This window comes from Streptosporangium sp. CA-135522 (genome assembly GCF_050949235.1).
Taxonomy (GTDB): Bacteria; Actinomycetota; Actinomycetes; order Streptosporangiales; family Streptosporangiaceae; genus Streptosporangium.
In genome coordinates this window covers 6,854,944-6,881,236 of the sequence record NZ_CP192026.1, presented here as the reverse complement: position 1 = coordinate 6,881,236, position 26,293 = coordinate 6,854,944, and the positions used below count along the sequence as shown (strand labels likewise).

Annotated in this window: 23 protein-coding genes, 4 tRNA genes and 1 riboswitch; of the genes, 12 read left to right on the top strand and 15 right to left on the bottom strand. The window is 70.8% G+C overall.

What is annotated here, in order from left to right; genetic code table 11:
* Nucleotides 1–48 precede the first annotated feature (48 nt).
* Nucleotides 49–321, top strand: coding sequence for a DUF6510 family protein (locus ACQPYK_RS32870; protein WP_433239543.1), 273 nt, complete (start codon nt 49–51; stop codon nt 319–321).
* A gap of 70 nt (nt 322–391) precedes the next feature.
* On the opposite strand, the gene ACQPYK_RS32865 is transcribed toward ACQPYK_RS32870, so the two are convergent.
* A complete protein-coding gene (locus ACQPYK_RS32865) occupies nt 392–1,366 on the bottom strand; it encodes an aldo/keto reductase (RefSeq protein ID WP_433239540.1) in 975 nt (324 codons plus the stop codon).
* Between the two features lie 57 nt (nt 1,367–1,423).
* Here ACQPYK_RS32865 and ACQPYK_RS32860 point away from each other — a divergent pair, with 57 nt between their 5' ends.
* Nucleotides 1,424–2,362, top strand: coding sequence for an MBL fold metallo-hydrolase (locus ACQPYK_RS32860; protein WP_433239537.1), 939 nt, complete (start codon nt 1,424–1,426; stop codon nt 2,360–2,362).
* Here ACQPYK_RS32860 and ACQPYK_RS32855 read toward each other — a convergent pair.
* The 3 genes from ACQPYK_RS32855 to ACQPYK_RS32845 form a co-directional block, all read right to left on the bottom strand.
* Nucleotides 2,328–3,134 carry a methyltransferase domain-containing protein gene (locus ACQPYK_RS32855; RefSeq protein WP_433239534.1) on the bottom strand — a complete coding sequence of 269 codons (807 nt, stop codon included), beginning with the start codon at nt 3,132–3,134 and terminating at the stop codon, nt 2,328–2,330. The two genes, ACQPYK_RS32860 and ACQPYK_RS32855, sit on opposite strands and share 35 nt — an antisense overlap.
* A gap of 239 nt (nt 3,135–3,373) precedes the next feature.
* Nucleotides 3,374–5,269: a S9 family peptidase gene (locus ACQPYK_RS32850; RefSeq protein ID WP_433239532.1), complete on the bottom strand. Its 1,896-nt coding sequence runs from the start codon at nt 5,267–5,269 to the stop codon at nt 3,374–3,376.
* A gap of 128 nt (nt 5,270–5,397) precedes the next feature.
* A complete protein-coding gene (locus ACQPYK_RS32845; protein WP_433239529.1) occupies nt 5,398–6,159 on the bottom strand; it encodes an SDR family NAD(P)-dependent oxidoreductase in 762 nt (253 codons plus the stop codon).
* 31 nt (nt 6,160–6,190) lie between these two features.
* On the opposite strand from ACQPYK_RS32845, the gene ACQPYK_RS32840 reads away from it, so the two are divergent.
* Nucleotides 6,191–6,697 (top strand): carboxymuconolactone decarboxylase family protein, encoded by a 507-nt coding sequence (locus ACQPYK_RS32840; protein ID WP_433239526.1) that lies wholly within the window; start codon nt 6,191–6,193, stop codon nt 6,695–6,697.
* Nucleotides 6,698–6,838: 141 nt separating this feature from the next.
* Here the strand turns inward: ACQPYK_RS32840 and ACQPYK_RS32835 are convergent, their stop codons facing one another.
* The gene (locus tag ACQPYK_RS32835; RefSeq protein ID WP_433239523.1) at nt 6,839–7,900 is read right to left on the bottom strand and encodes a zinc-binding dehydrogenase; all 1,062 of its coding nucleotides are present in this window, start codon (nt 7,898–7,900) and stop codon (nt 6,839–6,841) included.
* 279 nt (nt 7,901–8,179) lie between these two features.
* Between ACQPYK_RS32835 and ACQPYK_RS32830 the strand changes: the two genes are divergently transcribed.
* Together ACQPYK_RS32830 and ACQPYK_RS32825 are read left to right on the top strand one after the other, a co-directional pair.
* Nucleotides 8,180–9,613: a glutamate--cysteine ligase gene (locus tag ACQPYK_RS32830; protein WP_433239520.1), complete on the top strand. Its 1,434-nt coding sequence runs from the start codon at nt 8,180–8,182 to the stop codon at nt 9,611–9,613.
* A 92-nt stretch (nt 9,614–9,705) separates the two neighbouring features.
* Nucleotides 9,706–10,752 carry a hypothetical protein gene (locus ACQPYK_RS32825; RefSeq protein ID WP_433239517.1) on the top strand — a complete coding sequence of 349 codons (1,047 nt, stop codon included), beginning with the start codon at nt 9,706–9,708 and terminating at the stop codon, nt 10,750–10,752.
* 103 nt (nt 10,753–10,855) lie between these two features.
* Here the strand turns inward: ACQPYK_RS32825 and pcp are convergent, their stop codons facing one another.
* From pcp to ACQPYK_RS32800, 5 genes are all read right to left on the bottom strand, one after another.
* The gene (gene pcp, locus ACQPYK_RS32820) at nt 10,856–11,476 is read right to left on the bottom strand and encodes a pyroglutamyl-peptidase I (RefSeq protein ID WP_433239514.1); all 621 of its coding nucleotides are present in this window, start codon (nt 11,474–11,476) and stop codon (nt 10,856–10,858) included.
* Nucleotides 11,473–11,850 carry a thiol-disulfide oxidoreductase DCC family protein gene (locus ACQPYK_RS32815; RefSeq protein WP_433239511.1) on the bottom strand — a complete coding sequence of 126 codons (378 nt, stop codon included), beginning with the start codon at nt 11,848–11,850 and terminating at the stop codon, nt 11,473–11,475. Before ACQPYK_RS32815 ends, pcp begins: the two co-directional genes overlap by 4 nt.
* A gap of 170 nt (nt 11,851–12,020) precedes the next feature.
* Entirely contained in the window at nt 12,021–12,896 is an 876-nt protein-coding gene (locus tag ACQPYK_RS32810) for a hypothetical protein (RefSeq protein WP_433239508.1), read from the bottom strand.
* Nucleotides 12,897–13,085: 189 nt separating this feature from the next.
* Nucleotides 13,086–13,598 carry a DUF1772 domain-containing protein gene (locus tag ACQPYK_RS32805; RefSeq protein ID WP_433239505.1) on the bottom strand — a complete coding sequence of 171 codons (513 nt, stop codon included), beginning with the start codon at nt 13,596–13,598 and terminating at the stop codon, nt 13,086–13,088.
* A gap of 6 nt (nt 13,599–13,604) precedes the next feature.
* Nucleotides 13,605–14,444: an NmrA family transcriptional regulator gene (locus ACQPYK_RS32800; protein WP_433239503.1), complete on the bottom strand. Its 840-nt coding sequence runs from the start codon at nt 14,442–14,444 to the stop codon at nt 13,605–13,607.
* 170 nt (nt 14,445–14,614) lie between these two features.
* Between ACQPYK_RS32800 and ACQPYK_RS32795 the strand changes: the two genes are divergently transcribed.
* Nucleotides 14,615–15,520, top strand: coding sequence for a LysR family transcriptional regulator (locus ACQPYK_RS32795; protein WP_433239500.1), 906 nt, complete (start codon nt 14,615–14,617; stop codon nt 15,518–15,520).
* 80 nt (nt 15,521–15,600) lie between these two features.
* On the opposite strand, the gene ACQPYK_RS32790 is transcribed toward ACQPYK_RS32795, so the two are convergent.
* The 5 genes from ACQPYK_RS32790 to ACQPYK_RS32770 all read right to left on the bottom strand — a co-directional run bounded on the left by ACQPYK_RS32790 (nt 15,601) and on the right by ACQPYK_RS32770 (nt 17,997).
* Nucleotides 15,601–15,675, bottom strand: a tRNA-Val gene (locus tag ACQPYK_RS32790).
* A gap of 14 nt (nt 15,676–15,689) precedes the next feature.
* A tRNA-Gly gene (locus ACQPYK_RS32785) sits at nt 15,690–15,761 on the bottom strand.
* Between the two features lie 77 nt (nt 15,762–15,838).
* Nucleotides 15,839–15,909: transfer RNA gene (locus tag ACQPYK_RS32780), tRNA-Cys, on the bottom strand.
* Nucleotides 15,910–15,934: 25 nt separating this feature from the next.
* Nucleotides 15,935–16,006 (bottom strand) — tRNA-Gly (locus ACQPYK_RS32775).
* Between the two features lie 38 nt (nt 16,007–16,044).
* Nucleotides 16,045–17,997, bottom strand: coding sequence for an N-acetylmuramoyl-L-alanine amidase (locus tag ACQPYK_RS32770; RefSeq protein WP_433239497.1), 1,953 nt, complete (start codon nt 17,995–17,997; stop codon nt 16,045–16,047).
* 154 nt (nt 17,998–18,151) lie between these two features.
* Here ACQPYK_RS32770 and ACQPYK_RS32765 point away from each other — a divergent pair, with 154 nt between their 5' ends.
* The 6 genes from ACQPYK_RS32765 (at nt 18,152) to ACQPYK_RS32740 (ending at nt 26,275) form a co-directional block, all read left to right on the top strand.
* Entirely contained in the window at nt 18,152–18,427 is a 276-nt protein-coding gene (locus tag ACQPYK_RS32765; RefSeq protein WP_433239494.1) for a hypothetical protein, read from the top strand.
* An 11-nt stretch (nt 18,428–18,438) separates the two neighbouring features.
* A complete protein-coding gene (glmS, locus tag ACQPYK_RS32760) occupies nt 18,439–20,259 on the top strand; it encodes a glutamine--fructose-6-phosphate transaminase (isomerizing) (protein ID WP_433239491.1) in 1,821 nt (606 codons plus the stop codon).
* Between the two features lie 141 nt (nt 20,260–20,400).
* Nucleotides 20,401–21,429 carry a tripartite tricarboxylate transporter substrate-binding protein gene (locus tag ACQPYK_RS32755; protein ID WP_433239488.1) on the top strand — a complete coding sequence of 343 codons (1,029 nt, stop codon included), beginning with the start codon at nt 20,401–20,403 and terminating at the stop codon, nt 21,427–21,429.
* A riboswitch (cobalamin riboswitch) is annotated at nt 21,428–21,629 on the top strand. (Overlaps the previous gene by 2 nt.)
* Nucleotides 21,630–21,912: 283 nt before the next feature.
* Nucleotides 21,913–24,108 carry a ribonucleoside-diphosphate reductase subunit alpha gene (locus tag ACQPYK_RS32750; protein ID WP_433239485.1) on the top strand — a complete coding sequence of 732 codons (2,196 nt, stop codon included), beginning with the start codon at nt 21,913–21,915 and terminating at the stop codon, nt 24,106–24,108.
* Between the two features lie 25 nt (nt 24,109–24,133).
* Nucleotides 24,134–25,129, top strand: a complete 996-nt coding sequence (locus ACQPYK_RS32745) for a ribonucleotide-diphosphate reductase subunit beta (RefSeq protein ID WP_433239482.1) — start codon at nt 24,134–24,136, stop codon at nt 25,127–25,129.
* A gap of 60 nt (nt 25,130–25,189) precedes the next feature.
* Nucleotides 25,190–26,275 (top strand): mechanosensitive ion channel family protein, encoded by a 1,086-nt coding sequence (locus ACQPYK_RS32740; RefSeq protein ID WP_433239479.1) that lies wholly within the window; start codon nt 25,190–25,192, stop codon nt 26,273–26,275.
* Nucleotides 26,276–26,293: the final 18 nt, after the last annotated feature.

Here is a 26,293-nt window from a genome sequence, read left to right as displayed (position 1 = left end):
CTCCTCCCCGGGACCGGCACTCGCAATCTTCACGCCCAAGGAGTCTCTATGACCGAGGACCATCTCGACGGGAACGCCGCCGGAGGAGGCCTGCGGGAGGTGTTCGCCGTCGACCTGACCGCCGCCACCGGTCAGTGCTCGAACTGCTCGCAGGCCCTCGTGCTGGCCGAGTCGCTCCTCTACACCCGCGCCCCGGGGCTGGTGGCCCGCTGCCCGGGCTGCGAGGCGGTCCTGTTCCGGCTGGTACGGGGACCGGGACGGGCATGGCTGGACCTGCGCGGGATGACGTGCCTGCAGTTCGCCCTGCCCGACGGGTCGTGACCGGTCGGCGCGCAGGCCCTCTCGTCCCGGGCGCGGGGCCGCGCCTCATCGCCCGGGACGAGGCCGTGCGTCAGTGGACGACGACGCGCGGGCGGTACGGCTCGGCGAGGAAGGCGAGCTCCTTGTCCGTCAGGGCCAGATCCACCGCGGCGACCGCGTCGTCGACGTGCCTGTCCTTGGTCGCGCCGACGATCGGGGCGGTGACGCCCGGCTGACGCAGCAGCCAGGACAGCGCCACCTGGGCCGGGGGAACCTGGCGCTCCCGGGCCACCTGGGCGACCCGGTCGAGGATCTGACCGTTGTTGTCGGTGTCGGCGTAGAGGGCGGCGATGCGCTCGTCGTTGCCGGCGCGGGTGGTGTCCCCGTCGGAGCCTGCGCGGGCGAGCAGGCCCCGGGCCAGCGGGCTCCACGGGATCAGTCCCACGCCCTGGTCGGCGCAGAGCGGGATCATCTCCCGCTCCTCCTCCCTGTAGAGAAGGTTGTAGTGATTCTGCATCGTCGCGAATTTCGTCCAGCCGTTGACCTCGGCCACGTGCTGGGCCTTGGCGAACTGCCAGGCGTACATGCTGGAGGCGCCGATGTAGCGGGCCTTGCCCGCGCTGACCACCTCGTGCAGGGCACGCATGGTCTCCTCGATCGGGGTCTCGGAATCCCAGCGATGGATCTGGTAGAGGTCCACGTAGTCGGTTCCGAGACGGCGCAGGGAGTCGTCGATCGCGGAGTGGATGTGCTTGCGCGACAGCCCGTGGTCGTTGACGCCCTTGCCCATGGGAAAGAACACCTTGGTGGCCAGCACGTAGTCGTCCCGGCGGGGGAAGGTCGCGCGCAGCAGACGGCCGGTGACCTCCTCGCTGCTGCCGGCGGAGTAGACGTCGGCGGTGTCGAAGAACGTCACCCCCGCCTCGGCGGCCCGGCGCACGATCGGCTGCGCGCCGGCCTCGTCGAGGACCCACTCGCTCCACTTGGCGGGGTCGCCATAGCTCATCATGCCGAGGCAGATCCTCGACACCTTCATGCCGGTGGATCCCAGGCGCACGTATTCCATGATGAAACCTCCCGATCTTCATGACCAACGCCCAGCCTACGGCCGACAATTCCAGTCATGAGCTCATCTCGGCACGACCGTTCCCTGCCCCCCGCCCGCGTCCAGGAGGTCGCCGACGGCGTCTACGCCTACATCCAGCCCGACGGGAGCTGGTGGGTCAACAACACCGGCTTCCTGGTAGGACGGCGCGGAGTGATCAGCGTGGACTCCTGCGCCACCGAGCGGCGCACCCTCGCCTACCGCGAGGCGATCAGGTCGATCACCGACCGGCCGGTGACCACGCTGATCAACACCCACCACCACGGCGACCACACCTTCGGCAACTTCGCCTTCCCCGAGGCGACGATCGTCGGGCACGAGCGGACCCGGGAGACGATCCTCGCCGAGGGGATCCCGGAGTACCGCACGCTGGCCTGGACCGAGGTGGACTGGGGCAACCTGGTGGCCTGCCCGCCGTTCCTCACCTACACCGACGGGGTGACCGTCCACTCCGACGAGCTGCGCTGCGAGGTGCGGCACGTGGGCGGCCCGGCGCACACGACCAACGACTCGATCGTCTGGATCCCCGAGCGGTCGCTGCTGTTCGCCGGTGACGTGGTGTTCAACGGCGGCACGCCGTTCGTGATGATGGGCTCGGTCCAGGGCTCGATCACGGTCCTCGACAGGCTCAGGGAGCTCGGCGCCGAGACGATCGTGCCCGGTCACGGTGGGGTGTGCGGGCCGGAGGTCATCGACCATGTGCAGGGATACCTGAAGTTCGTGATGGCCACCGCCGAGCTCGGCCGGGCGGCCGGTCTGTCGCCGCTGGAGGCGGCGCGAGAGACCGACCTCGGCGAGTACGGCGAGCTGCTCGACCCCGAGCGCATCGTCGGCAACCTGCATCGGGCCTATGCCGAGCTGGACGGCCTGCCCGCCGGGGAGCCGATCGACATGATCGCCGCGATGTTGGAGATGATCGACTTCAACGGGGGCGCACCGTTGACCTGTCTGGCCTGACCGGGCCGCGACCGGCGACGACGACCCGCATCCCGCGCGGTCCGATCTCGTCGCGCCGGATCTCCAGCCCGGCGTTGCGGCACTGGCCGGCGAGCCAGTCCGGGCTGATCCGCAGCTTCGGGTAGGCGCTCGCGCGCAGGGTCCAGGTGTCGCCGGAACGGGTGTGGAGCAGGTCGTGGACCATCACCGTGTCTCCGTCGTCTCCGTCGTCCCCGTCCGGGTATTCGAGGAAACAGGTCATCACCCGGTCCTCGGTGCTACGGAGGGGGATGAACCGGTCGGTGCCGTGCAGCGGTTCGGTGAGGTCGCGGTAGGTGATGACGAGCTTCCCGTCCTCGGCGAGCGCCTCGGCGACGTCGCCGAGCAACGCCGTCACCTCCTTCTTGCCGGGCAGGTGGGTCAGCGTGTCACCCATGCAGACGATGACGGCCGCGCTGCCCGGCTGGACGATCTCGGGCAGGACACCGCGGATGTCGGCGCGGACGGTGCGGATCGCCGTGTCGCGGCCCGCGTGGCCGGACAGCTCGTCGAGCAGGATCCGGCTGGTGTCGACGGCGATCACCGGGGCGAATCCCAGTTCGGCCAGGGCGAGGGTCTGGGCGCCCGAGCCGCAGCCGAGGTCGACGGCGGGTCTTCCGGTGCGCTCGGCCACCGTGCCGAGGTCGCGCAGGAGATGTGCCTGCCCCGCGACGAGAGCGTCCAGGTCGCCGCCGAGCATCCAGGTGTAGTGCTCGGCCAGCAGGTGTTCGTAGTGTTCGTCGGCGGTGCTCATCGGTGTCTCCCGTGTCGGGGTGGTGGAGTGCCGTCGCGCTCGGCGCGCCACCGGCGGCGAAGAGCGCCGTCAGGCCGAGCATGAGACCTTTCCCCGGCGGCCGACGGTGAAGACGGCCGCGCACAGGGCGACGAGGGTGGGGACGCTCTTCCTCATGCCCGAAGGCTAAGGTCTCACATGGATGTGAGAGTCAAGGGGAGACCGCCACGAAGATGGGAGAGCCGTCCCGCGGCGCCGGTTCAGGACAGGTGGCGTGCCCACCATTCGAGGACGGCCTCGAAGCGCTGGAGACGGTGCCGGGGACGCCCGCTTCGGCTGAGCTCGTGGCCCTCACCGGGAAACAGCAGGAACTCCGCCGGGACGCCGTTGCGGCGCAGGGCGACGAACATGCGCTGGGCCTGCTCGACCGGGCAGCGCCAGTCCTCTTCGGAGTGGACGACGGCGAACGGCAGGTTGATCCGGTCGGCATGGTAGAGCGGGCTCATCGCGCGCTGGGCCTCGACGTCGGAGCCGCAGTAGGCGTCGGCGAAGAACCAGCCGATGTCGGAGGAGCCGGTGAAGGAGTCCCAGGCGTTGACCGCCCGCTCGCTCCAGGCCGCCCTGAAGCGCTCCCCGTGGTGGGCGGCCAGCCAGCTTGTCATGAATCCGCCGTAGGAGCCGCCCATCACGCCCACCCGTTCGCCGTCGCACTCGGGGCGAGCGAGCGCCGCGTCGAGCAGGGCGAGCACGTCGTCGGCGTCCACGGTGCCGAAGGCGCCGATCACCGACTGGCCGTGGGCCTGGCCGTACCCGCTGGAACCGCGCGGGTTGGGCAGGACCACCGCGTATCCGGCGGCGGTGTAGACCTGGGTCTCGTCCAGGAAGCCCCACCCGTGCTGGTGGAACGGGCCGCCGTGCACGTTCAGCAGGACCGGGTAGGGGCCCTCGCCCTCCGGCAGGGCCAGCCAGCCGTGGACCGGGTAGCCGTCGGCGGACACGGCGGTGATCTCCTGAATCGGGCGGACGCCGGCCAGCGGCCCGCAGAAGTCCGTGAGCGTCCCGGCCGGGGTGACCACCTCCCCGGGGCTCTGCGGGGTGGACGCCACCGCCACGACCTGTCCGCCGTAGGAGGTGAACGCCTTGACGCTCGCCCGCTCCCCCAGCACCGGGGCGAGCTTCTCCAACGGGGTCCCGGGGGCGTCGGAGGGGGCCAGGCGCAGCTCGACCGCGCCGCGCACCCGTACCGCGACCAGGACGCCGTCCTCGGTCGCGATGGGGGGCAGCGGCTCGATGTCCACCGACTCCTCCTCGGTCAGCCGCACCCCGTTCGCCGGCTCGCCGCCGATCCGCAGGGGAGCGCGGTAGAGGCCGGTGTTGCGGGCCACCGCGTGGATGCCGGAGAAGGCCGTGCCGAGGTAGAGCACGTCCCCGCCGGGGAGCGCGACGGGATGTCCGGCCGATCCGGCGCTGCGCACCACCAGAATCGGCGCGCCCCCGGCGGCCGGCACCGCGTACAGGTCCGTGTGCAGGCTCTCGGCGTCGAGGTCGCGACCGGCCGAGACCAGCAGGTGCTCGCCGTCGGGGGTCCAGCCGGGGGAATCGACGTCGTAGGGGCCGTCGGTGAGCCGGACCGGCTGGGGGACGTCCGCCAGGGCGTTGACGACGAACAGGGCGGGCCGCCGGTCCAGGGTGAAGCCGACGCCGTCGTGCCGGTAGCGGAACCCGGTGATCCGCCGCGGCGCCTCGGCCGCGGCGCTCACGTCCTCCTCGGTGCCGTAGCGGCCGGCTTCGGGGACCCGGGCGACGAAGGCGATCCGGCGGGAGTCGGGAGCCCAGACCGGGGCGCCCGCGCCGAGCGGCAGGTCGGTGAGCGGGCGCGCCTCGCCGCCGCCGGTGGGCATCACGTGGAGTTGTGGTCTGTCGCCGGCGTTCGCGCGCAGGAAGGCCACCCAGGCCCCGTCGGGGGAGATCCGCGGTGAGCTGTCGTGGTCGCCGAAGGTGAACCGGACGGGCGGGCCGTCCTGGGGGAGTCGCCACAGGCCTCCGCGATAGGCGTCGGCCTCCAGGTCGGGGTGGGCCACATCGACGAGGATGAGGTCCTCGTGCAGGGTGACGCTACCGGGGACGTGCAACAGGGAGAGATCTTCTGGACGCATGTCCAGGGACGTTATCACCGTGTTCATTGCGTTTTGTGGGACCTCAAAATGGCTTTTCGGCACCGGCGAGTCCCCGTCCGGCCGGTCGCCCCGAGGGCGGCGGACCGGTCCTGCGACAGGCCCCGGCTCTACAACAGGGTGAGCCCGCCGTCCACGGCGAGGACCTGGCCGGTGACGTAGCTCGCGTCGTCCGAGAGCAGGAAGACCGTCACCTTCGCCACCTCCCGGGCGCTGCCCTGGCGGCCCATCGGGATCATCACCTGCCCGCGGTGCTCCCAGAGTTTGGCCGCGTCCCGGCCGAGCGGGGTGTCGATCAGGCCGGGGGCGACGAGGTTGGCGCGGACTCCCCGGCCGGCGCCCTCCAACGCGACATGCTTGGCCAGCCCGACCAGTCCCGCCTTGGAGGCGTCGTAGGCCGGGATCAGGCTGCCCGGACGCAGCCCGGCGACCGAGCCGATGAAGACGATGGAGGCGCCGGAGCCGAGCAGGGGCAGCGCGCCCCGGCAGACCAGGAAGTGGCCGCGCAGGTTGACCGCGAACACCCGGTCCCAGTCGGCGGCGCTGGTCCCGGCCAGGGCCAGCCCGAAGCCGATCGCGGCGTTGAGCACGATGCCGTCCACCGCCCCGGCCCGCCCGGCCAGCGCCTCGCAGGCGTCTCCGTCGGCGAGGTCCACGGTGATCACCTCGGCATCCCCGCCCTCGCGGCGGACCATCTCGGCGGTCGCGACGGCCGCCGCCTCGTCCACGTCCGCGCAGATCACCGTGGCGCCCTGGCGGGCCGCCTCGACCGCGATCGCCCGACCGTTGCCGATCGGCGGCCGCGGGTCGGAGGACGGGCGGGTGCCCGCCCCCACGACCAGTACACGTCTACCTACCAAGCGACCGTTCACAAACGTGATCCTAGTAAGTAACCTCTGATCGGTGAATCCCCGAGTCGAACCGTTGCCGCCGGAGCAGTGGGACGGGTTCCTCGCCCGCGTGGTCGAGGGCACCGGCCCCTACAACGTCTTCACCACCCTGGCCCGCCACCCCACGCTGTTCCAGGCGTGGATCGGGTTCGGCGCCGCGCTGCTGTACGGCACGCTGCCCGCCCGCGACCGGGAACTGGCCGTCCTGCGCACCGCGCACCATCGCGCGAGCGCCTACGAGTGGGCCCAGCACGCGCGGCTGGCCCGGCAGGCCGGGCTGACCGAGGCCGAGATCGAGGCCGTCCGAGGTCACGGGCACGAGTGGGGAGCCGACGATCGGCTGGTGCTGGACGTGGCCGATGAGATGTACGGATCCGGAGATGTCACCGATGAGACGTGGGACTCGCTGTGCGCCCGCTACGACGAGCCCGGCCGGATCGAGCTGGTCATGCTCGTCGCCCACTACGACATGCTCGCCGTGGTCCTGAACACCCTGCGCGTCCCGCTGGAAGAGCCCTGAGAGGGCTTTGGCGAGGCCCACCGCGGCGTTCTACCGGCGGCGGGCCGCGCCGGACCCGGCCCGCCGGCCGGGGACGCTCTCATCTCGCCGGTGGGATCGGCGGCGGGATGGAGGAGGGGTGGCCGCGCGATCACGGTGGAATCACGGCAGGGTCGACGGTGGAGTCGAGGGCGGGATCGACGGCAGGATCATCGTGACGCCGGGGACCGAGCCGATCGCGGCCAGCGCGGGGCCCGCCTCGTCGAGGCCGATGGTGCGGGTGATCAGCAGATCCGGCCGCAGGAGCCCGCCGGCGACCATCTCCAGCATCGCGGGATAGGCGTGGGCGGCCATGCCGTGACTGCCGAGGATTTCGAGCTCGTGGCCGATCACCCGGTTCATCGGCAGCGAGGTGAGGCCGGGCAGCAGGCCGACCTGGACGTGCCGGCCCCGGCGCCGCAGGCTCTCGATCGACGACGCGCACGTCTGCGGGCTGCCGAGCGAGTCGATCGAGACGTGGGCGCCGCCGCCGGTCAGGTCCTGGACGCGCGCGGCGACCTCGCTCCCGCCTCCGGCGGTGACGCCTGCGACGGCGCCGAACCGCTCGGCCAGGTCCAGGGCCTGGGCGGAGACGTCCACGGCGATCACCCGAGCCCCCGCGGCGGCGGCGATCATCACGGCCGACAGGCCCACGCCGCCGCAGCCGTGCACGGCCACCCACTCGCCGGGCCGCACCCGGCCGACCGCCACCACGGCGCGGAAGGCGGTGGCGAAACGGCAGCCCAGGCTCGCGGCGGTGGAGAAGGCCATCTCGTCGGGCAGCCCCACCAGGTTCACGTCCGCGTTCTCGATCGCCACGTACTCGGCGAAGGAGCCCCAGTGAGTGAAGCCCGGCTGGGTCTGGCGCTCGCAGACCTGCTGGTCACCGGCCGCGCACGCCGCGCAGGACCCGCAGGCGCACACGAACGGGACCGTCACCCGGTCACCGGGCCGCCACGAGCCGACACCCGCCCCCACGACCTCGACGACCCCCGCCAGCTCGTGCCCCGGCACGTGCGGCATGACACGGATGTCGGGGTCGTGGCCCTGCCAGCCGTGCCAGTCGCTACGGCACAGCCCGGTCGCCTCCACCCGGATCACCGCCCCGCCGGGCGGCGGCGCCGGGGCCGGCACCTCCCGCACCTGTAGATCGGACCCGAAGGCGTCGAAGACCACCGCTCGCACCGGCGCACACTCCCTGACTCGTCCGGCGTGGCCGGCCCGCTCGTGCGGGCCGGCGACCTCTGCAGCATTCTCGGCACACCCGGCACGTCATGGGAAATCCGCAGGGAGCCACGGGAGGGGCGGCCCGCTCGGAGCGCTCCGCGACGGTGCCACGGGGAGAGGCGAGCGCCGCCGTCCGCCCCGATCCGCCGCCCAGCCCGTCACTTGCCGCGCGGACTGATTAGAACCCGCGACCTGGGACAGAGGGAGGGGCACAGGGACCGACGATCGGATGGTGAGATGGGTCAGCAAGTCGACAAGGACCGGTTCTCCGAGGCGGAGTTCGCCCGCTTCGGAGAGCGGCTGGCGGAGCAGCTCGCCGCGTTTCGCGAGCTGCTCGCCAGGCCGGGCTTCGGCACCGGGCCCGCGACCATCGGGGCCGAGCTGGAGATGTTCCTCATCACTCCTGACGGCCGGCCGCTCCCGCGCAACCAGGAGGTGCGCGACGCCGCCGACGACGACCGGCTCGTGCCGGAGCTCGGCCGGTTCAACCTGGAGGTCAACCTGACCCCGCGGCCCATCGCCGGGCGGCCCTTCAGCGCGCTGGCACGGGAGTTGCGCGAGACGATGGCCCTGGTGGACGCGGCGGCGGCGACGCAGGACGGGCAGGCCGTGGCGATCGGGATCCTGCCCTCGCTGAGCGAGTTCGACTTCACCCACGAGGCGCTCAGCGACGAAAGCCGCTACCGGGCGCTGAGCCGGGGCATGCGACGGCTGCGCAACGAGCCGTTCCGGGTGCGTATCGAAGGGGTCGAGGAGCTCGAACTGGAAGTCGAGGGGGTGATCCTGGAGAGCGCCAACACCTCCTGGCAGGTTCATCTCCGCACGGCTCCGGCCGACTTCGCCCGCGTCTACAACGCCGCCCAGCTGGCCACCGCCCCGGTTCTCGCGGTCAGCGGCAACTCGCCGGGCTTTCTGGGCAGGCGATTGTGGGAGGAGACCAGGATCGCGCTGTTCGAGGAGTCGGCCGACGACCGGGACATGGAGCGGCGCGACCGCAGGGACCGGCGGGTGGCCTTCGGCTCCGGGTGGGTGAGCGGTGTCGAGGAGATGTTCGAGACGTGCGTCCGTGACTACGAGCCGCTGCTGCCGATGACCTCCGAGGAGATCCCGGAGACCGGCGAGACGCCTGACCTGGCCGAGCTCCGGCTGCACCAGGGCACGGTCTGGCAGTGGAACCGGCCGATCTACGACCCGGCGGACGGCGGCCACCTGCGGGTGGAGATGCGCGCCCTGCCGGCCGGGCCGACCGCCGCCGACATGGCGGCCAACGCGGCGTTCCTGCTCGGACTCACCGTCGCCATGTCGGCCGAACCGGTCGAGGAGTTCCCCTTCGCCGCGGCCTACCGCAACTTCTACCGCGCCGCGATCCACGGCCTGGACGCGCCGCTGTCCTGGCCCGGCCGGCGGGAGGAGGTCCCGGCCGCGCAGCTCGCCCTGGATCTGCTGCCGGTGGCACGGGCCGGGCTCGACCGGGCGGGCGTGGATCCGGTCGAGGCCGACTGGGCGCTGGGCATCATCGGAGAGCGGGTCCGGCTGCGCCGTACCGGAGCGATCTGGCAGCGGGAGACCGTCGAGCGCCTCGGCGGCGACCAGGCGGCGCGGGCCCGCATGGTGACCCGCTACCGGGAGCTGTCGTTCAGCGGAGAACCCGTGCACACCTGGCCCATATGATCAAAAAAGGTATTCGAGTAGCGGCATACTCATGAGCTCCACATCTTGATCCGCCCGTCCAAGGGCGTGACCGGAGAAGGAGAGAACCCCCCATGAGTGGGATGACGGCCGTGGCGGCACAACCGTTCCAGCTGAAGCGAGACGGCGGCGACCTCGCAACCGGGGTCCATGCCCTGGAGAAACAGCTCAAGCGCGTGACGCTGGACACCGTCCTGGCCAAGGCGAACCGCGTCATGGCCAGGAAGGGAGCCACCGGATCCGGGGCCTTCGGCGCGATGAAGCCCCGGCCGGTGGACTGGTACTGCTTCGACGCCGACGACAACGCCGTCCGGGAGTGGTACCCCCAGGGGCTGACCTGCGCCTCGGACGCGGGAACCGGCGCGGGCGTGTTCGTGGTGAGCTGGTACTACAAGCCCGAGACGGGAGCCGAGCGGGGCGTGCGCCTGTCCTTCCTCAACACGGCGACGCTCCGCTACCGGCACGTCCTGCTCGTGGGGGCCCGCCCGGACGGCGACATCACCCCGATCGACATCCACGCCGGCGGCGTCGCGTGGTACGGCGGCCTGCTCTATGTCGCCGACACCACCCGGGGCATGCGGGTCTTCGACACCCGGCACATCTTCGAGGTGGACGGGGACGACAAGACCACGATCGGCCGCAAGGGCGGGGTGCACAACGCCTTCGGCTACCGCTACGTGATGCCGCAGACCGGTGCATGGACCTCGATGGGGGGAGGCGCCCGGTTCTCCTTCGCCGCGATCGACCGCACCACCGCGACCGACACCCTGATCTCCGGCGAGTACGTCGACACCCCCGGGACGTCCGGCCGGGTGGCCCGCTGGCCGCTCAACCCCGACGGCTCCCTGCAGGCCGACGCCGGCGGCGTGGCCGCCGCCCTGGACGCCTACCGCCTGCCCGAGGCCAAGATCCAGGGCGCGCTCTCCCACGAGGGCACCTGGTATCTCAGCCAGGCGGCGGGCGCGACCAGGAACGGCAGCCTGATCGTGGTCGGCGACACCGTCGCCAAGCGTCCCTTCCCGGTGGGGCCCGAGGACCTCACCTGCGTCCGCGACAGGAACACGCTGTGGAGCGTGACCGAGTTCGCCGGCCGTCGCGTGGTGTACGGCGTGCCGCTGTAGCGGCCGCCCATCGGGCGGCCGACGGGTCTTCGGCCGCGGGACTCCCACAGCGGGTTCTCAACGGGGTTCTCAATGGGTCTTCAGCGGGTCCTCAGCGAGGCCCTCAATGGAGGGAGCCGCCGATCAGGCGGAGATCGCCGTCCACGGAGACGGCGGCCGCCACGATCGCCGTCAGCGCCTGCGCGACCGTCGCCACCGGCATGGACGGCCCCGCCCGATCGAGGACCTGCTCCGGGGCGAACGGCACGTGCACGAAACCGCCGCGCACGCCGGGCCGCTCGGTGGCGATCAGGTGCATGAGGCCGTAGAAGACGTGGTTGCAGACGAACGTCCCGGCGCTCTGCGACACGCTCGCCGGGACCCCGGCCGTCCGGGCCGCCGCCACACACGCCTTCACCGGCAGCGTGGCGAAGTATGCGGCGGGGGCGCCGCGCACCACCGGCTCGTCGATCGGCTGCCGTCCGGCGTTGTCCGGGATGCGGGCGTCGTCGAGGTTGACGGCCACCCGCTCGACCGTGACGTCGGGTCGCCCTCCGGCCTGCCCGACGCAGACGACCACCGCGGGGTCGTGCTCCAGCACCGCCGCGCGCAGGTGCTCCAGCGCCTGGCCGAACACACACGGCAGCCGTACGGCCCGCACCCCGGGCACCAGCCTGATCGCCTCCCACGACGGGTTGACCGCCGCGCCGTCGAACGGCTCGAACCCGGTGAGCAGGACCGTCATCGCCGGTCCGCGGGAAGGGCGCAGGCGGGGGTGCCGCCGGGCAGGCGGTGCCGGTTCCTGGAGATCAGCAGGTAGAGCGCCTTGGCCAGCCAGCGCACCGGCGGGACCCGCAGCAGGAGGCCCGGCAGGCTCCACGGCGGACCGGCGGCGATCAGCAGCTTGGCGACGGCCTGCGCCCCGCCGTACACCTGGCCGTCCTGGACCCAGAGAACTTCCCGGTCCGCCCGCTCGCGCGTGGTGCCGAGCGCGGCCAGGTCGGCGAACTGCCAGGGAGTCGCGCGGGCTCGCAGGCCGATCCGGCGCTCGGCGAACCGGACGCTCGTCGTGCAGAACCCGCAGTCACCGTCATAGATCAGGACCGGTCGTTCTCTCATGGGACAGACCCTACACAGACGGTTCGATCATGGTCGCGGGACCAGGGTGACGGCGATCGGGCGGTGGTCGGATCCAGCCGGTCGGCGTCCTCGGGTACCTCCGGATCCATCACCACGCGTTGCGCACGTGCCTGTCCCCTTTTGCCGCCGGCCGGACGTATGCGTTCAGATCATCCTTCCAGGTAGCGGAAGGCCTCGTGGGCGGAGCGGACGCTGTCGTGCAGCGCCCGCCGCAGCAGGGCCGCGTCCTCGCTGAGATTGCCGATCTCCGGCGCGGAGAACCGGGCGGCCCCCGTCTCGGCGACGAGCTGCTCATACTCCGGCAGGTGGGCCAGGAGGGCGTCGATCTGACCCTGGGACCTGAGGGCGCGGTCGGCGTCGGAGACGTGGCGCGCGTAGCGCTCCAGGGCCTCCACCCGGGCGACCACGGCGGCCTCGCTGGCGGTCAGCGCCCGCTCCAGCGGAGCCATCGCGGCGGCCACCTCCGGCGTCCTGCCGCCGCGGGCGAGGTCGCGGTGCTTGGCCCGCAGGGCCGACAGCTTGGTCAGCAGCCGGGCGATCTCCCATTCCTCGGCCGGCAGCATCACCGAGTTGCGCACGCTGTCGAGCATGCCCAGGGCGTTGACCCGGGATCCGAGGATGTGGTCCATCGCCCGCTGGACCCGGCCGAGCAGCTCCCTGGAGCCGAGGTCGAAGTCCTCCAGGATCAGGTAGCCGCCCCTGTACCACTGCGAGTGCCGGTACACCACGCGCTCGACGGAGTCGGCGGGCGGGGGCTTCTTGGCGATGTAGACGCAGGTGAGGATCACGAGGTAGACGCCGAGCAGGGTCAGGACGAACACCCCCGCCCCCAGGCCGCCCAGGGCCGCCGAGGTGGCGACCAGGGCGGCCGACCCGCCGAGCGAGGCCAGCAGGGCCGTGCGAAGCCCCGAGCCGTCCCTGTCCGGATTCCAGCCGGCCCGAAACCGGGAGAGCAGCGGTCCGTTTCGCCGGAGGAGGTTGGCTATCTCCGCGGGCACCTCCGGATCGACCACCACGCGCTGCACAGGCCGGCCCTCCTCACCATGGTCAAACAACATAGGGGTTGAGCTATTTCGCGTTACGCGTCCCTCTATGTTGCATCTTTGTGGTGATGCGCCGTGTGTCAAAAGGATGATCGTGTTGATCGGAGGAGAGCGGGCGCCGAGTCGGTGACCCCGGCGACCCTGGGTGACCGCCGCCCGCCTCCCGAGGGGTTATCGCCCGGCGGCGAGGGCCGCGGCGCCGGCGCGCCCGTGGAGGACGAGAGCCCAGGAGAGGGCGGCGAAGGCGGCGACGTTGGCGAGGGCGCGGATGATGTTCCAGGTCACCCAGGCGGACTCGAAATGCCGGCGGGCGGCCGCGACGGCGCCGTGGCCGGCCTTGGCGAGCTGGTCGTTGAGGGGCACGTTGAAGAAGCTGGTGACGACGAACATCGCGCCGTACAGGACGAGCCCGGCGACGATCCAGGGCAGGACGCCCCGGCCGGATCGCCTGTGCAGCACCACGGCCGCGATGGTCAACAGCAGCCCTCCCAGGAAGCACGACATGAACCAGCCGTTGAGGATGGCCACATTGATCTTCTGCATCGCCTCGACGAAGGTGCGGTCACCCGCGTCCGCGAGACCGGGCATCACCGCGTAGGCGAAGGCGGCGAACAGCCCGGCCATGAGCCCGGTGGTGACCGTCGCGGCGAGAAGCGAGGCCGTCCGGAGGAACCCGAGGTTCATGTGAGATTACTTTCCGTTCCAGATACCGGTGGCGGCGGTGTCGCGGGCGTAGTCGGCGAAGTCGCGGGGCGGGCGCCCCAGGGCGCGCTGCACTCCGTCTCCCAAGTGGGCGTTGCGGCCGTCCAGCACGGTGTCGAACAGATAGGTCAGCAGGTCGATGACGGCCGGGGGGACCTGCTCGGCGACCAGCGCGGCGGCGTAGTCGGCCGTGGCGACCCGGGTGAACCCGATGTCCCGCCCGGTGGCGTCGGCGATGGCGGCGACCGCGTCGGCGAAGGTGAGCAGCCGGGGGCCGGTCAGCTCGTAGACCTGGCCGGCGTGGCCGTCCTCGGTGAGCGCGGCGGCCGCGACGTCGGCGATGTCGTCGGCGTCCACGAACGGCTCGGCCACCTCTCCCGCCGGCAGGACCACCTCGCCGGACTGCACCGGCTCCAGCAGGTAGCTCTCGCTGAAGTTCTGGCTGAACCAGCTGCAGCGCAGGATCGTCCACTCGGCGCCCGCGTCGCGCAGCGCCTGCTCGCAGGCGCGGGCCTCTTCCTCGCCCCTACCCGACAGCAGCACCAGCCGGCGCACTCCCTGGGCCACCGCCAGCTCGGCGAAGGAGCCGATCGCCTCGGGCGCCCCGGGCACCGCCAGGTCGGGGTAGTACGACACGTACACCGCCCGCACGCCCTGGAGCACGGGCGCCCAGGTCGTCCGGTCGTCCCAGTCGAAGGGCAGCCCGCCGGAGCGGGAGCCGATCCGCACCGGGAGGCCGCGCTCGGTCAGCCGCTGCACGACACGGGCGCCGGTCTTGCCGGTGCCACCCAGGACCAGCGTCGGCGTGTGCTCGCCATTGATGTTCATATCCGCCTCTTACTTGATCGCTTGGAAGGAAGGCCTCCGTCGAGCCGGCGGCTCGGGCGGGGCGTCCGGCTCTCGGCCGGACTCTTCAAGGATCGGGCCGGGGCGGATCGGCAACAATGATCAGCTGTGCAACAATCGTTAACCCAGGGGTTCACGAATGAGGGGTCACCATGGAGCGGCGTGACATCGAGATCTTCCTGACGTTGGGGAAGGAGTTGCACTTCGGGCGCGCCGCCGAACGCCTGCACGTGTCCACCGCGCGGGTCAGCCAGACGATCGGGAAGCTGGAACGCCGGATCGGGGCCCTGTTGTTCGAGCGGACCAGCCGCCGGGTGGAGCTGACTCCGATCGGCCGCCGGCTGTACGACGAGCTCCAGCCCGCCTACCGGCAGATCCTTGAGGCGATCGACCGGGCCGTCGCCGCCGGCCGGGGCATCGACGGCGTGCTGAGAGTCGGTTTCATCGGCACGGCCATCGGCCGGTTCGTCCTCGAGGTCGCCGACATCTTCCACGCCCGGCACCCCACCTGCCAGGTGCAGATCCGGGAGAACTCCTACAGCGACGGCATCGCGCCGTTGCAGGCCGACGAGATCGACGTCCTGCTCGCCGTGGTGTCACCGCCCCGCGACTCCGATCTGACCGCGAGCCCGGTGCTGTTCCGCGAGGCTCCCATGCTCGCGGTCTCGGCTCGCCACCCCTTCGCGCGCCGCGCCTCGGTCCTCCTCGACGACCTCGCCCGCGACAAGGTCCTGCGTCCCCGCTCGATCCCCGACCACATCGACGAATCGGTCGTCCCCCGCCAGACTCCGGACGGCAGGTCCGTCGAGCGCGGGGCCGCCTTCGGCACCATCCAGGAGATGCTCGCCCTGGTCGGCGCGGGCAAAGGCGTCTTCCCCGTCCCCACGCACGCCGGTCAGTATGACGCGCGACCGGATGTCACCTACGTTCCCATCCTCGACGCCCCGGACTTCGAATGGCGGCTCGTCTGGCGAACCGCGGCGGAGTCCAACCGGATCCGCGCCTTCGCTCAGGCGGCCGGCGACTTCGTCGCCGCCCGGGGAAATCCACTGCTCTAGAAAACCAGAAGGCCGCCAGGAACCCGATGCGGGATCTTGGCGGCCGTTCGACCTGATCAACCCCTGGACGCCAGGGGCGATGGTGGACGATACAGGGATTGAACCTGTGACCTCTTCCGTGTCAGGGAAGCGCTCTCCCGCTGAGCTAATCGTCCTCGGGTGAAATCAGAGCGGAAGACGGGATTCGAACCCGCGACCCTCACCTTGGCAAGGTGATGCTCTACCACTGAGCCACTTCCGCGTGTCTGCTTAGGGTTTCCCCTCTGCGGCACATGCGCTACTTTACCGGATTCCGGAGAGTCCGATGTCCGTGCACTGAGGTGGAGACGGGATTTGAACCCGTGTACACGGCTTTGCAGGCCGTTGCCTCGCCTCTCGGCCACTCCACCAGCCAGACCCCGAAGGGTCTGCCGGAGCGGAAGACGGGATTCGAACCCGCGACCCTCACCTTGGCAAGGTGATGCTCTACCACTGAGCCACTTCCGCGTGTTTCCCGGAAAGTCGCTCCGGGGCACGTGAAAACTCTAGCGCTTCTCAAGCGCTGATGCGCGCAACCGGGCAGCCTCCTCGTTGGAGAGCACCCGGACGTCGGCGGCGCGGACGAACATGATCCGGTGGCCGAACTGGATCTGCCGGTAACGGACGTCTCCCCTGACGACCCGGCGCATCGACGGGTCGAAGGCGCCCGACCGGAGATAGGCGGCGCGGCTGGTCATGCCGAGGCTGTAGAACTGCCCGGCCGGAACCGAATACTGCAGGGGCGTGAGCTCCTGTGGCGAGACACCTCGGGGGTAGGCGGACGCCTCGGGGTAGGCCCTGCCGTACACCTTGACGGTGGCGAGACCGGGTCTGGGCGTGACCACGCGGCCCATGGCGGGCACGGACGTGCGAGCGGTCTCCGGATCGTAGAACCACGCCTTCTGTCCCAGGTACCAGATCGCCGTCCAGTCGCACCTGCGCTCGGCGAGCGCGTAGCGCTGGCCGGTGGAGGCGCGGGCCGCGTGGTCGTAGACGCTGTAGGTGGAGTCGCCCTTGGGGTGCTTGCCGATGTCCTTGACCAGCGGGGCGTCCTCCGAGGGGCGGGTGTGCAGCCAGACCGAGGCGGCACCGCGCGGGGGGCACTCGCCGGACTTGCCGCAGCCGGTGAAACGCGGCTGGTTGAGGGCGTAGTCCGGCTTGATCATCACTGAGCCGGCGTCGGGGTTCGTGGAGCCGGTCAGCGGGCTGCCCAGCAGCTCGAAGTAGTGGCTCCAGTCCCAGTAGGGGCCGGGGTCCTGGTGCATGTCGCGCACGCTCTCCGGGGTGGTGCCCGGCACGTTGTCGTGACCGAGGATGTGCGCCCGGTCCAGGGGCACCCGGTATTTGCCCGCGAGGTGGGCGACCAGCTTGGCCGAGGAGCGGTACATCGCCTCGGTGTACCAGGCGCCGCCTTTGGCGAGGTAGCCCTCGTGCTCCAGGCCGATGGAACGGGAGTTGACGTACCAGTTTCCCGCGTGCCAGCCGATGTCGCTGCCGCGCAGATGCTGGGCGATGTGCCCGTCGCTGGAACGCAGGGTGAAGTGCCAGCTCACATAGGTGGGGTCCTTGGTCAGCCGGGTCATGGCGTCGTAGCTGGTCTCGCCGTCGTGGATGACGATGTAGTCGATCCGGCGGGGACCGTCGTAGCGGTCGTGGTTGCCGTAGCCGCCGTTCCTGAGCCGCCGGTAGGCGGCCGGCATCCACTCGCAGGAGACGGTGGGCGGGCAGTCGGGCGCCGGCGCGGCGGAGGCGGCGCGGCGCAGCCCGGCCGAGTCGGGCAGCCGCAGCGGCGACAGGACCGGGGTCGCGGGCAGGACCACCCGCTCGCCGTCGTCGGTCACGCGCGCGGCGCCGGTGCGGATCGTCGCGTAGACCTCGTCGGCGAAGGAGCTCGCCGCCCCCGCGTCCGGCGTGCCCGGGTAGCGGGCCACCGCGCCGTACCAGCGCGCCGGATCGGCGCTCAGCGGCTCGCCGATGCGCCGCTGGTCGTCGGCCAGCAGGGCCGCGCCGCCTTCGATGTTGGCGGCCGGGTCCCGGCGCAGCAGCTCGGGGGCGATCCCGGTCAGCCGCGCCGCCCGGCGCAGGGTGTCCTCGGGCGTGGGCGCGGTGATCTGCGGGGCGGTGGGCCGGTACGGCCGGCTGTCGTCGCCACGCGGGTCCTGCGCGCCCTGGAAGTCGTGGGAGCCGTGGCGCCGGTGTCCCTGGTGGACGCCCGGATCGATCCGGGCGTCCACCAGGTGCATGGGGCCATAGCCCGCCGAGACGCTGGGCAACCCGTCGTGGGCGTCCCATCGGGATTCCAGATAGGAGACCGCCAGTAGCACGCTCTCCGGCACGCCGTACGTCCGGGCCGCCCGGGTGAAGGCCGCCTGCCTGCCCTCCGGCGGCTGCTCGGCGGGAACGGGCGTGGTCAGCGCGGTGAGAGCGGCGGCGAGGGCGATCCCCGGCAGACAGTGCATAGTGGTTCCTCCCGGCCGAGTGAGTACACAGAGTGATCGACGATTACCGAATGTCTCACGATTGGCACGGCTTGGGACCGACTGGAGCAATTCTTGCCCGAAATCGGGCAGAAAACTTGGTGAAGGCCATCGATGCTGCGTATGGTCCTGCTCTGTGTCCACGACATGGCATCCGCATGAGGATCTGATTACCCACCTGACCCGGACGAGCGCGCTCGGTCCGGGCGAGGCGGCGCGGGTGGTGGCGGACGTGCTGGCCTACTTCTCCGAACCCGTCGAGGAGTTCGTCCGGCGGCGTCATGCCGAGCTCAAGGCCAAAGGGCTGGTCAACGACGAGATCTTCCCCCGGATCGCCGCCGAGATCTCGGCCCGCCGTGTCGCGGCACCCGAACTCTCCCTGCGCCAGCTGCGCCGGATCGTCTATGGATAAGGAGCGGTCAAATGTGCGGAATCGTGGCCTATGTGGGGCCCAAGGATGCGGGGCCGATCCTGCTGGAGGGCCTGCAGCGGCTTGAATACCGGGGCTACGACTCGGCCGGCGTGGTGATCTCCAACAAGGGCCTGAAGATGCGCAAGGTCAAGGGCCGGGTGGCCGACCTGGCGGCCGCCGTGCCGGCGCGGTTCAAGGGCACCCTGGGCATCGGGCACACCCGCTGGGCCACCCACGGGGCGCCCAGTGACGTCAACGCCCATCCCCACCTGTCCGCCGACGAGCGCATCGCGGTGGTGCACAACGGCATCATCGAGAACGCCGACGAGCTGCGCGCGAAGCTGGAGGCCGACGGTGTGGTCTTCCTGTCCGAGACCGACACCGAGGTGCTGTCACACCTGATCGCCCGCACCGTCGAGGAGACCGAATCCCTGGAGGAGGCGGTCCGGCTGGCGCTCAAGCGGATCGTCGGCACCTACGGCATCGCGGTGATCGACGCCCAGCGGCCCGGCGAGGTCGTGGTGGCCCGCAACGGCAGCCCGATCGTGCTGGGCATCGGCGAGAAGGAGATGTTCGCCGCCTCCGACGTCTCCGCGCTGGTCCGCTACACCCGCCAGGTGGTCCACCTGGAGGACGGCGAGCTCGCGGTGCTGAAGGCGGACGGCTTCCACACCTTCGCCAGCGACGCGCGCGAGACGGCCAAGGAGCCGCTGACCGTCGACTGGGACGCCGGTCACTACGACACCGGCGGTTACGAGCACTACCTGCTCAAGGAGATCTCCGAGCAGCCCGACACTGTGGCCCGGACGCTGCGTGGGCGCCTGGACGACCGCTTCCACATCGCCCACCTGGGCGGCCTCAACATGGACGCGCGCGAGACCCGGTCGTTCCGCCGCGTAAAGATCATCGGTTGCGGCTCCGCCTACTACTCGGGCCAGATCGGCGCCCAGCTCATCGAGGAGCTGGCGCGGATTCCCGCCGACGCCGAGCCGGCCAGCGAGTTCCGCTACCGCAGCCCGGTCGTGGAGCCCGACACCCTCTACGTGGCGATCAGCCAGTCGGGGGAGACCTACGACACCCTCGCCGCCGTCCAGGAGCTCAAGCGCAAGGGCGGGCGGGTGCTCGGCATCGTCAACACCGTCGGCAGCGCCATCGCCCGCGAGTGCGACGGCGGCCTCTACCTGCACGCCGGCCCGGAGGTCTCGGTGGCCAGCACCAAGGCGTTCACCTCGACCGCGGTGGCCTTCGCGCTGCTGGCGCTGCACCTGGGCCGGGTGCGCGACCTGTCCCCGGCCGACGGCCGCCGCATCTGCGAGGGGCTGCGCCGGCTGCCCGAGCAGATCAAGGAGATCCTGGCGCTGGAGCCGCAGATCAAGGAGCTCGCGCACAAGTACGCCGACTCGCCGAGCATGATGTTCGTCGGCCGGGTCCGGGGCTATCCGGTGGCCCGTGAGGGCGCCCAGAAGCTCAAGGAGATCTCCTACGTGCACGCCGAGGCCTACCCGGCCAGCGAGCTCAAGCACGGGCCGCTGGCGCTGATCGGCCCGGAGATGCCGACCGTGGCGATCGTCCCCGACGACGAGCTGCTGGACAAGAACCTCACCACGCTGGGCGAGATCCGCGCGCGCGGTGGCCGGGTGCTCATGGTCGGTCACCGTACGGCCGACCCCAAGCTGGCCGACGACTGCGTCGTGGTGCCCAAGAACGAGACGGAGCTGGACCCGATCCTGCTGTCGATCCCGCTGCAGCTTCTGGCCTACCACGCCGCCGTGGCGCTGGAGCGTGACGTGGACAAGCCGCGCAACCTGGCCAAGAGCGTCACGGTGGAATGAGCCGGAGCCGTCCCTTCCCTCCGGAATGAGCCGGAGCCGTCCCCTCCCTCTCGGCCGATAACGGCAAGACCCCCAATGTGTGACAGAAAGTGATGTGTCTGTAACCTGGGGTATTGATAGGTCTTGGGGGAAGGGGCGCTTATGTACCGTAGGCGGTTCTTGGTGCTCGCCCTGGGACTCCTGGCCGCCGGCGGCTGTGACGGGGGCCGCGGCACCCACACGCCGGTGGCGGGCCGGTTGACCGTCGTCGCGCCCGCCGCGCGGGGGCAGGGGTGGGATCGGGCCGCGCGCGCGCTGGCCATGGTCATGATCGGCGAAGGGATGGCCCGGACGGTCGAGGTGAGCGACCAGCCGGGCAGCCTGGGCGCCGCGGCGCTGGGATCGTTCGCCGCCGTCCGTGGCCCGTTCACGCGGGAGGGCCGGCTGCTCCTCACCGGGATGCCGATGATCGCGGGGGTGGAGATCGCCAACGCCGCCTCCGTGGTGGATTCCACCACCCCGCTGGCCCGCCTGGTCGGCGACTGGGCGGCTCTGGTCGTGTCGTCCGGCTCCCATCTGCGCACCTTCGAGGACTTCGCCGCCGCGCTCCGCCGCGACCCGGCCGAGCCGACGGTGGGCGGCCGGATGGAAGGCGGCTCCGACCACGTGCTCTACGGCATGATCGGTAAGTGTCTGGGGGTGGACACCCGGCTGCTGGACTACGCCGGCTACTCCGGTGGAACCGAGGCCGAGCAGGCGCTCTACGACGGCAGGGTGACCGCGCTGCTGGGCTCCGCCCGTTCCTTCGTGCCCGGGATCGCCGCGGGCCGCCTGCGCCCGCTGGTGGTCTCCTCCGGCGAGCGGATCGACGGGATCGACGCGCCGACGCTGATGGAGCTGGACGTTCGCCTGGAGTACACCGACTGGTGCGGGGTGCTCGGCCCCCGCGGCATGAGCTCCGAGGACAGGGACGCGGCCGTCGCCCTGTGTGATCGCCTCGACGCCTCGCCCCGATGGCGGGCCGTCTGCGCGGCCAACGGCTGGAACCGGGTCTATCTGAGCGGGGAGGACTTCCGCCAGTGGCTTGTCACGGAGACCGGCCGTACCCGGGAGGTGCTCAACGATCTTGGCCTGCTGAGCACTTTCGGCACAAGCTGTTGGGGTAGTTGCGTCCACCGGCCCTACATGTAGGATCCTGCTCGTTGCTGGTTCGCCCCTGACGGGGCGAGGCAAGAGGGAACCCGGTGAGATTCCGGGACTGCCCCGCAGCGGTGAACGGGAACGACCGCCGTCATTGAAGCACTGGGTGCGCCTTGCCCGGGAAGCGACGGCCAGTAGGCATGTGCGAGACGCCCGTGAGTCCGAAGACCTGCCGGCGACGTGTGGAGAGGGAGCCGAACCGGGCACCGGGGGACGCGTGGAGCGGCCCGGCGTGTGCCAGGTGAGGCGGACTCGACCATGCGTGTGGAGAGGGAGCCGAACCGGGCACCGGGGGACGCGTGGAGCGGCCCGGCGTGTGCCAGGTGAGGCGGACTCGACCACGGAAGCTGTCCAGGGCCTCGAGGGAGGGCTCGCGGAACGAGGCGGTCCGGCGTGTCCGGAGCCGCTCTTGGACGCGTGCGCCCTTCCGGCGAGAGCCGTACGGGGAATTCGAGCGCGCGAGGGGTAGCACACGTGACACAGACCTTGGTCGACGCCGCCAAGGAGACCGGCGACGGTCTGGCCGACCGCCGGTTGGCCATCGAGGAGGCGGCCGCCCGGGTGATCACCGATCCGGAGAACTCCCGGATCGCCGCCGAGCTGCTGGCGGAGCTGATCGCCGATGAGACGGCCGAGCACGGGGTTCGGACCTTCTCCGAGTCCGTCGCCGCCACCCACGCGGCCGGGCTCGTCCAGGACCGCCTGGCGGACTTCGTGGCCGCCCACGCCGAGGCGCTGGACGCGCTGGTGGAGCGGGACGCCGACGGCCGGTTCGAGTATTTCGGGCTGCGCACGGTCTACGACCGCTACCTGCTGCGCCACCCGCGGACCCGTAAGGTCTTGGAGCGCCCGCAGCACTTCTTCCTGCGCGTGGCGTGCGGTCTGTCGGAGACGGTGGAGGAGGCGGCCGAGCTCTACGCGCTCATGGCCACCCTGTCCTACCTGCCGAGCTCGCCCACCCTGTTCAACTCCGGTTCGCGCAGACCCCAGTTGTCGTCCTGCTTCCTGCTCGACTCGCCCCGTGACGAGCTGGAGGCGATCTACGAGCGTTACGGGCAGGTCGCGCGCCTGTCGAAGTACGCCGGGGGGATCGGTATCGCCTGGACCCGGGTGCGCTCGCGCGGTTCCCTGATCCGGGGCACCAACGGCCACTCCAACGGCATCGTGCCCTGGCTGCGCACGCTGGACTCCAGCGTCGCCGCGGTCAACCAGGGCGGTCGCCGCAAGGGCGCGGCCTGCGTCTACCTGGAGTCCTGGCACGCCGACGTCGAGGAGTTCCTCGAACTGCGCGACAACACCGGCGAGGAGGCTCGCCGTACGCACAACCTGAACCTCGCCAACTGGGTTCCCGACGAGTTCATGCGCCGGGTCGAGGCCGACGGCGTGTGGTCGCTGTTCGACCCCAAGGAGGTCCCGCACCTCACCGACCTGTACGGCACGGCGTTCGAGGAGGCCTATCGGGTCGCCGAGGCCGAGGGCCGCTTCGTCAAGCAGATCCCGGCGCGGTCCCTGTACGGCCGGATGATGCGTACCCTCGCCCAGACCGGCAACGGCTGGATGACCTTCAAGGACGCGGCCAACCGGACCTCCAACCAGACGGCGCGTCCCGAGAACGTCATCCATCTGTCCAACCTCTGCACCGAGATCCTCGAGGTCACCAACGACGCCGAGACGGCCGTCTGCAACCTCGGTTCGATCAACCTCGCCGCGCATCTGGACGGCCGGGACGTGGACTGGGCGCGGCTGCGCCGGACCGTCCGCACCGCCGTGCGGTTCCTTGACCGGACGATCGACCTGGGCTTCTACCCGACCCCCGAGGCGGAGACCGCGAACAAGAAGTGGCGGCCGATCGGCCTGGGGCTGATGGGCCTGGCGGATGTGTTCTTCGCGCTGCGCCTGCCGTTCGACTCGCCCGAGGCGCTGGAGCTGTCCACCCGGATCTCCGAGGAGATCGCGCTCGCGGCCTACGGCACCTCCGCGGACCTGGCCGTCGAGCGGGGCCGTCACCCCTCCTACGAGGAGACCCGGGCCGCCGGCGGCGTGCTGCACCCCGACCACTACGGGGTCGCGCGGTCGGCGGAGTGGACGGCGCTCAGGGAGCGGATCGCGACGACCGGCCTGCGCAACTCGCTCATGATCGCGATCGCGCCCACGGCGACCATCGCCTCCATCGCGGGCTGCTACGAGTGCATCGAGCCCCAGGTCTCCAACATCTTCAAGCGTGAGACGTTGTCGGGGGAGTTCCTCCAGGTCAACCGCTACCTGGTTCGCGACCTCACTGCCCGGGGGCTGTGGACCCCGCAGATCCGGGATGCGATCAAGCGGGCCGACGGCTCGATCCAGGACGTTCCCGGCATGCCGGAGGACCTCAAGGCGCTCTACCGGACCGCCTGGGAACTGCCGCAGAAGGCGCTGATCGACCTGGCCGCGGCGCGCACGCCGTACATCGACCAGTCGCAGTCGCTGAACCTCTTCATGGCGACGCCGACCATCGGCAAGCTCTCCTCGATGTACGCCTATGCGTGGAAGTCCGGCCTCAAGACGACCTACTACCTGCGCTCGCGCCCGGCGACCCGGATCGCGCAGACCACCGTGGCCCCGGCCACGCCCGATCCGGAGGCCGTCGCGTGCTCCCTGGAGAACCCCGAGTACTGCGACGCCTGCCAGTAGGCCTCTCCCCGAAAGGCTTTCCCTGATGTTGCTCGACCCTGGCATGGACCTGACGCTGCGGCCCATGCGGTATCCGGAGTTCTACGAGCGCTACCGGGCCGCGATCCGCAACACCTGGACCGTCGAGGAGGTGGACCTCAACTCCGACCTGGCCGACCTGGCCAGGATGACGCCGGAGGAGCGCCATCTGATCAACCGCCTCGTCGCGTTCTTCGCCACCGGCGACTCGATCGTGGCCAACAACCTGGTGCTCAACCTCTACCAGCACGTCAACGCGCCCGAGGCGCGGCTGTATCTCAGCCGGCAGCTCTTCGAGGAGGCCGTGCACGTCCAGTTCTACCTGACCCTGCTGGACACCTACCTGCCCGACCACGAGGAGCGGGTCAAGGCCTTCGCCGCGGTCGAGCACATCCCCTCGATCCGGGACAAGGCCGAGTTCTGTTTCCGATGGATCGACTCGCTCGGCGGGCTGAACCGGCTGGAGTCGCAGGAGGACCGGCGGGCCTTCCTGCTCAACCTGATCTGCTTCGCGGCGTGCATCGAGGGATTGTTCTTCTACGGCGCCTTCGCCTACGTCTACTGGTTCCGCTCCAGGGGCCTGCTCAGCGGCCTGGCCACCGGGACCAACTGGGTCTTCCGCGACGAGTCCATGCACATGGAGTTCGCCTTCAGCGTGGTGGACACCGTGCGGGCCGAGGAGCCGGAGCTGTTCGACGACAAGCTCGGCGCGCAGGTCACCCGGATGATCGAGGAGGCGGTGGAGGCCGAGCTCGCCTTCGCGGCCGACCTGTGCGGCGACGGCATGTCCGGGATGAGCGTGGAGCAGATGCGGCGGTATCTGGAGTACGTGGCCGACCAGCGCCTGGTCCGGCTCCGGCTTCCCGTCCGGTACGGCACCGCCAACCCGTTCGCGTTCATGGAGTTGCAGGACGTGCAGGAGTTGGCCAACTTCTTCGAACGGCGTGTTTCTGCCTATCAGGTAGCCGTTGAGGGAAATGTGACTTTCGACGAGTCGTTCTGATTATGCGGTGAATCCCCGGGCACCCCGTCTGGTAACGGACGACGAAGGGGGACGCCGTCAGTGTCCAGATGGATCATCCTGCTCACGTCGATGATGGCCGCCGCGGCATGCGTGGAGATGGTGCGGCGGGCGTTGCGGTGGAGGTTGATCGGCGAGAAATGGGTTCTCGCCGCTCCGCTCGTGCGCCGCTGCACCTGGCCGGGCTTCGCCACGGCGGTCGTGGTGACCGCCAACACGCTCTACCGGCCGGGCATGGCCCAGGGGCAGGTCGAAGACGCGATCGAGCAGACGCTCAGCCTGGCCATGATCGGCTGCGTCACCTGGTTGGTCATCCAGGCCGCCTACGCGGTCACCGATGTGGTCCTGGACCGCCTGGTCACCATCCAGGGCGAGCGCAACCGGCGGGCCCGGCGGATTCGCACCCAGATCACCCTGGTCCGCCGGGTGGCCTCGGCGGTGGTCATCGTGCTGGCACTGGGCGCGATGCTCTTCACCTTCCCGCAGGTGCGCGCGCTCGGCGCCGGGCTGTTGGCCTCCGCCGGAATCGCCGGTGTGGTCGTCGGCATCGCGGCCCAGTCCATCCTGGGCAACCTTCTCGCCGGGCTGCAGCTGGCCTTCAGCGACGCGCTGCGGCTGGACGACGTCTTGGTGGTCGAGGAGGAGTGGGGCCGGATCGAGGAGCTCACCCTCACCTACGTGGTGCTGCGCCTGTGGGACGAGCGCAGGCTGGTGCTGCCGGTCTCCTATTTCACGAAGATGCCGTTCGAGAACTGGACCCGGCACGGTAGCCGGGTGATCGGCGCGGTGATCCTCCGGCTGGACTGGTCGGTCCCGGTGGACGAGCTCCGGGCCGAGCTCTACCGCGCCCTGCGCGAGCACCCGCTGTGGGACCAGAAGGACTGGGTCCTCCAGGTCGTCGACACCCTTCCCGGCGGGCTGCTCGAACTGCGCGCCCTGATGAGCGCCGCCGACTCGCCCAGCGCCTGGGACCTCAAGTGCGACATCCGCGAGCACATGGTGAAGTTCATCCAGGAGAAATACCCCGAGTCGCTGCCCCGGTTCCGGGTGGTGGACGACCGGCCGGTCTCCCGGTTCGCCGCGGGGCGGCCCGAACCGGCGTCCCGGCTCGGACCGGGGGAGCGTTAGGAGACCCGGCCCGAGCCG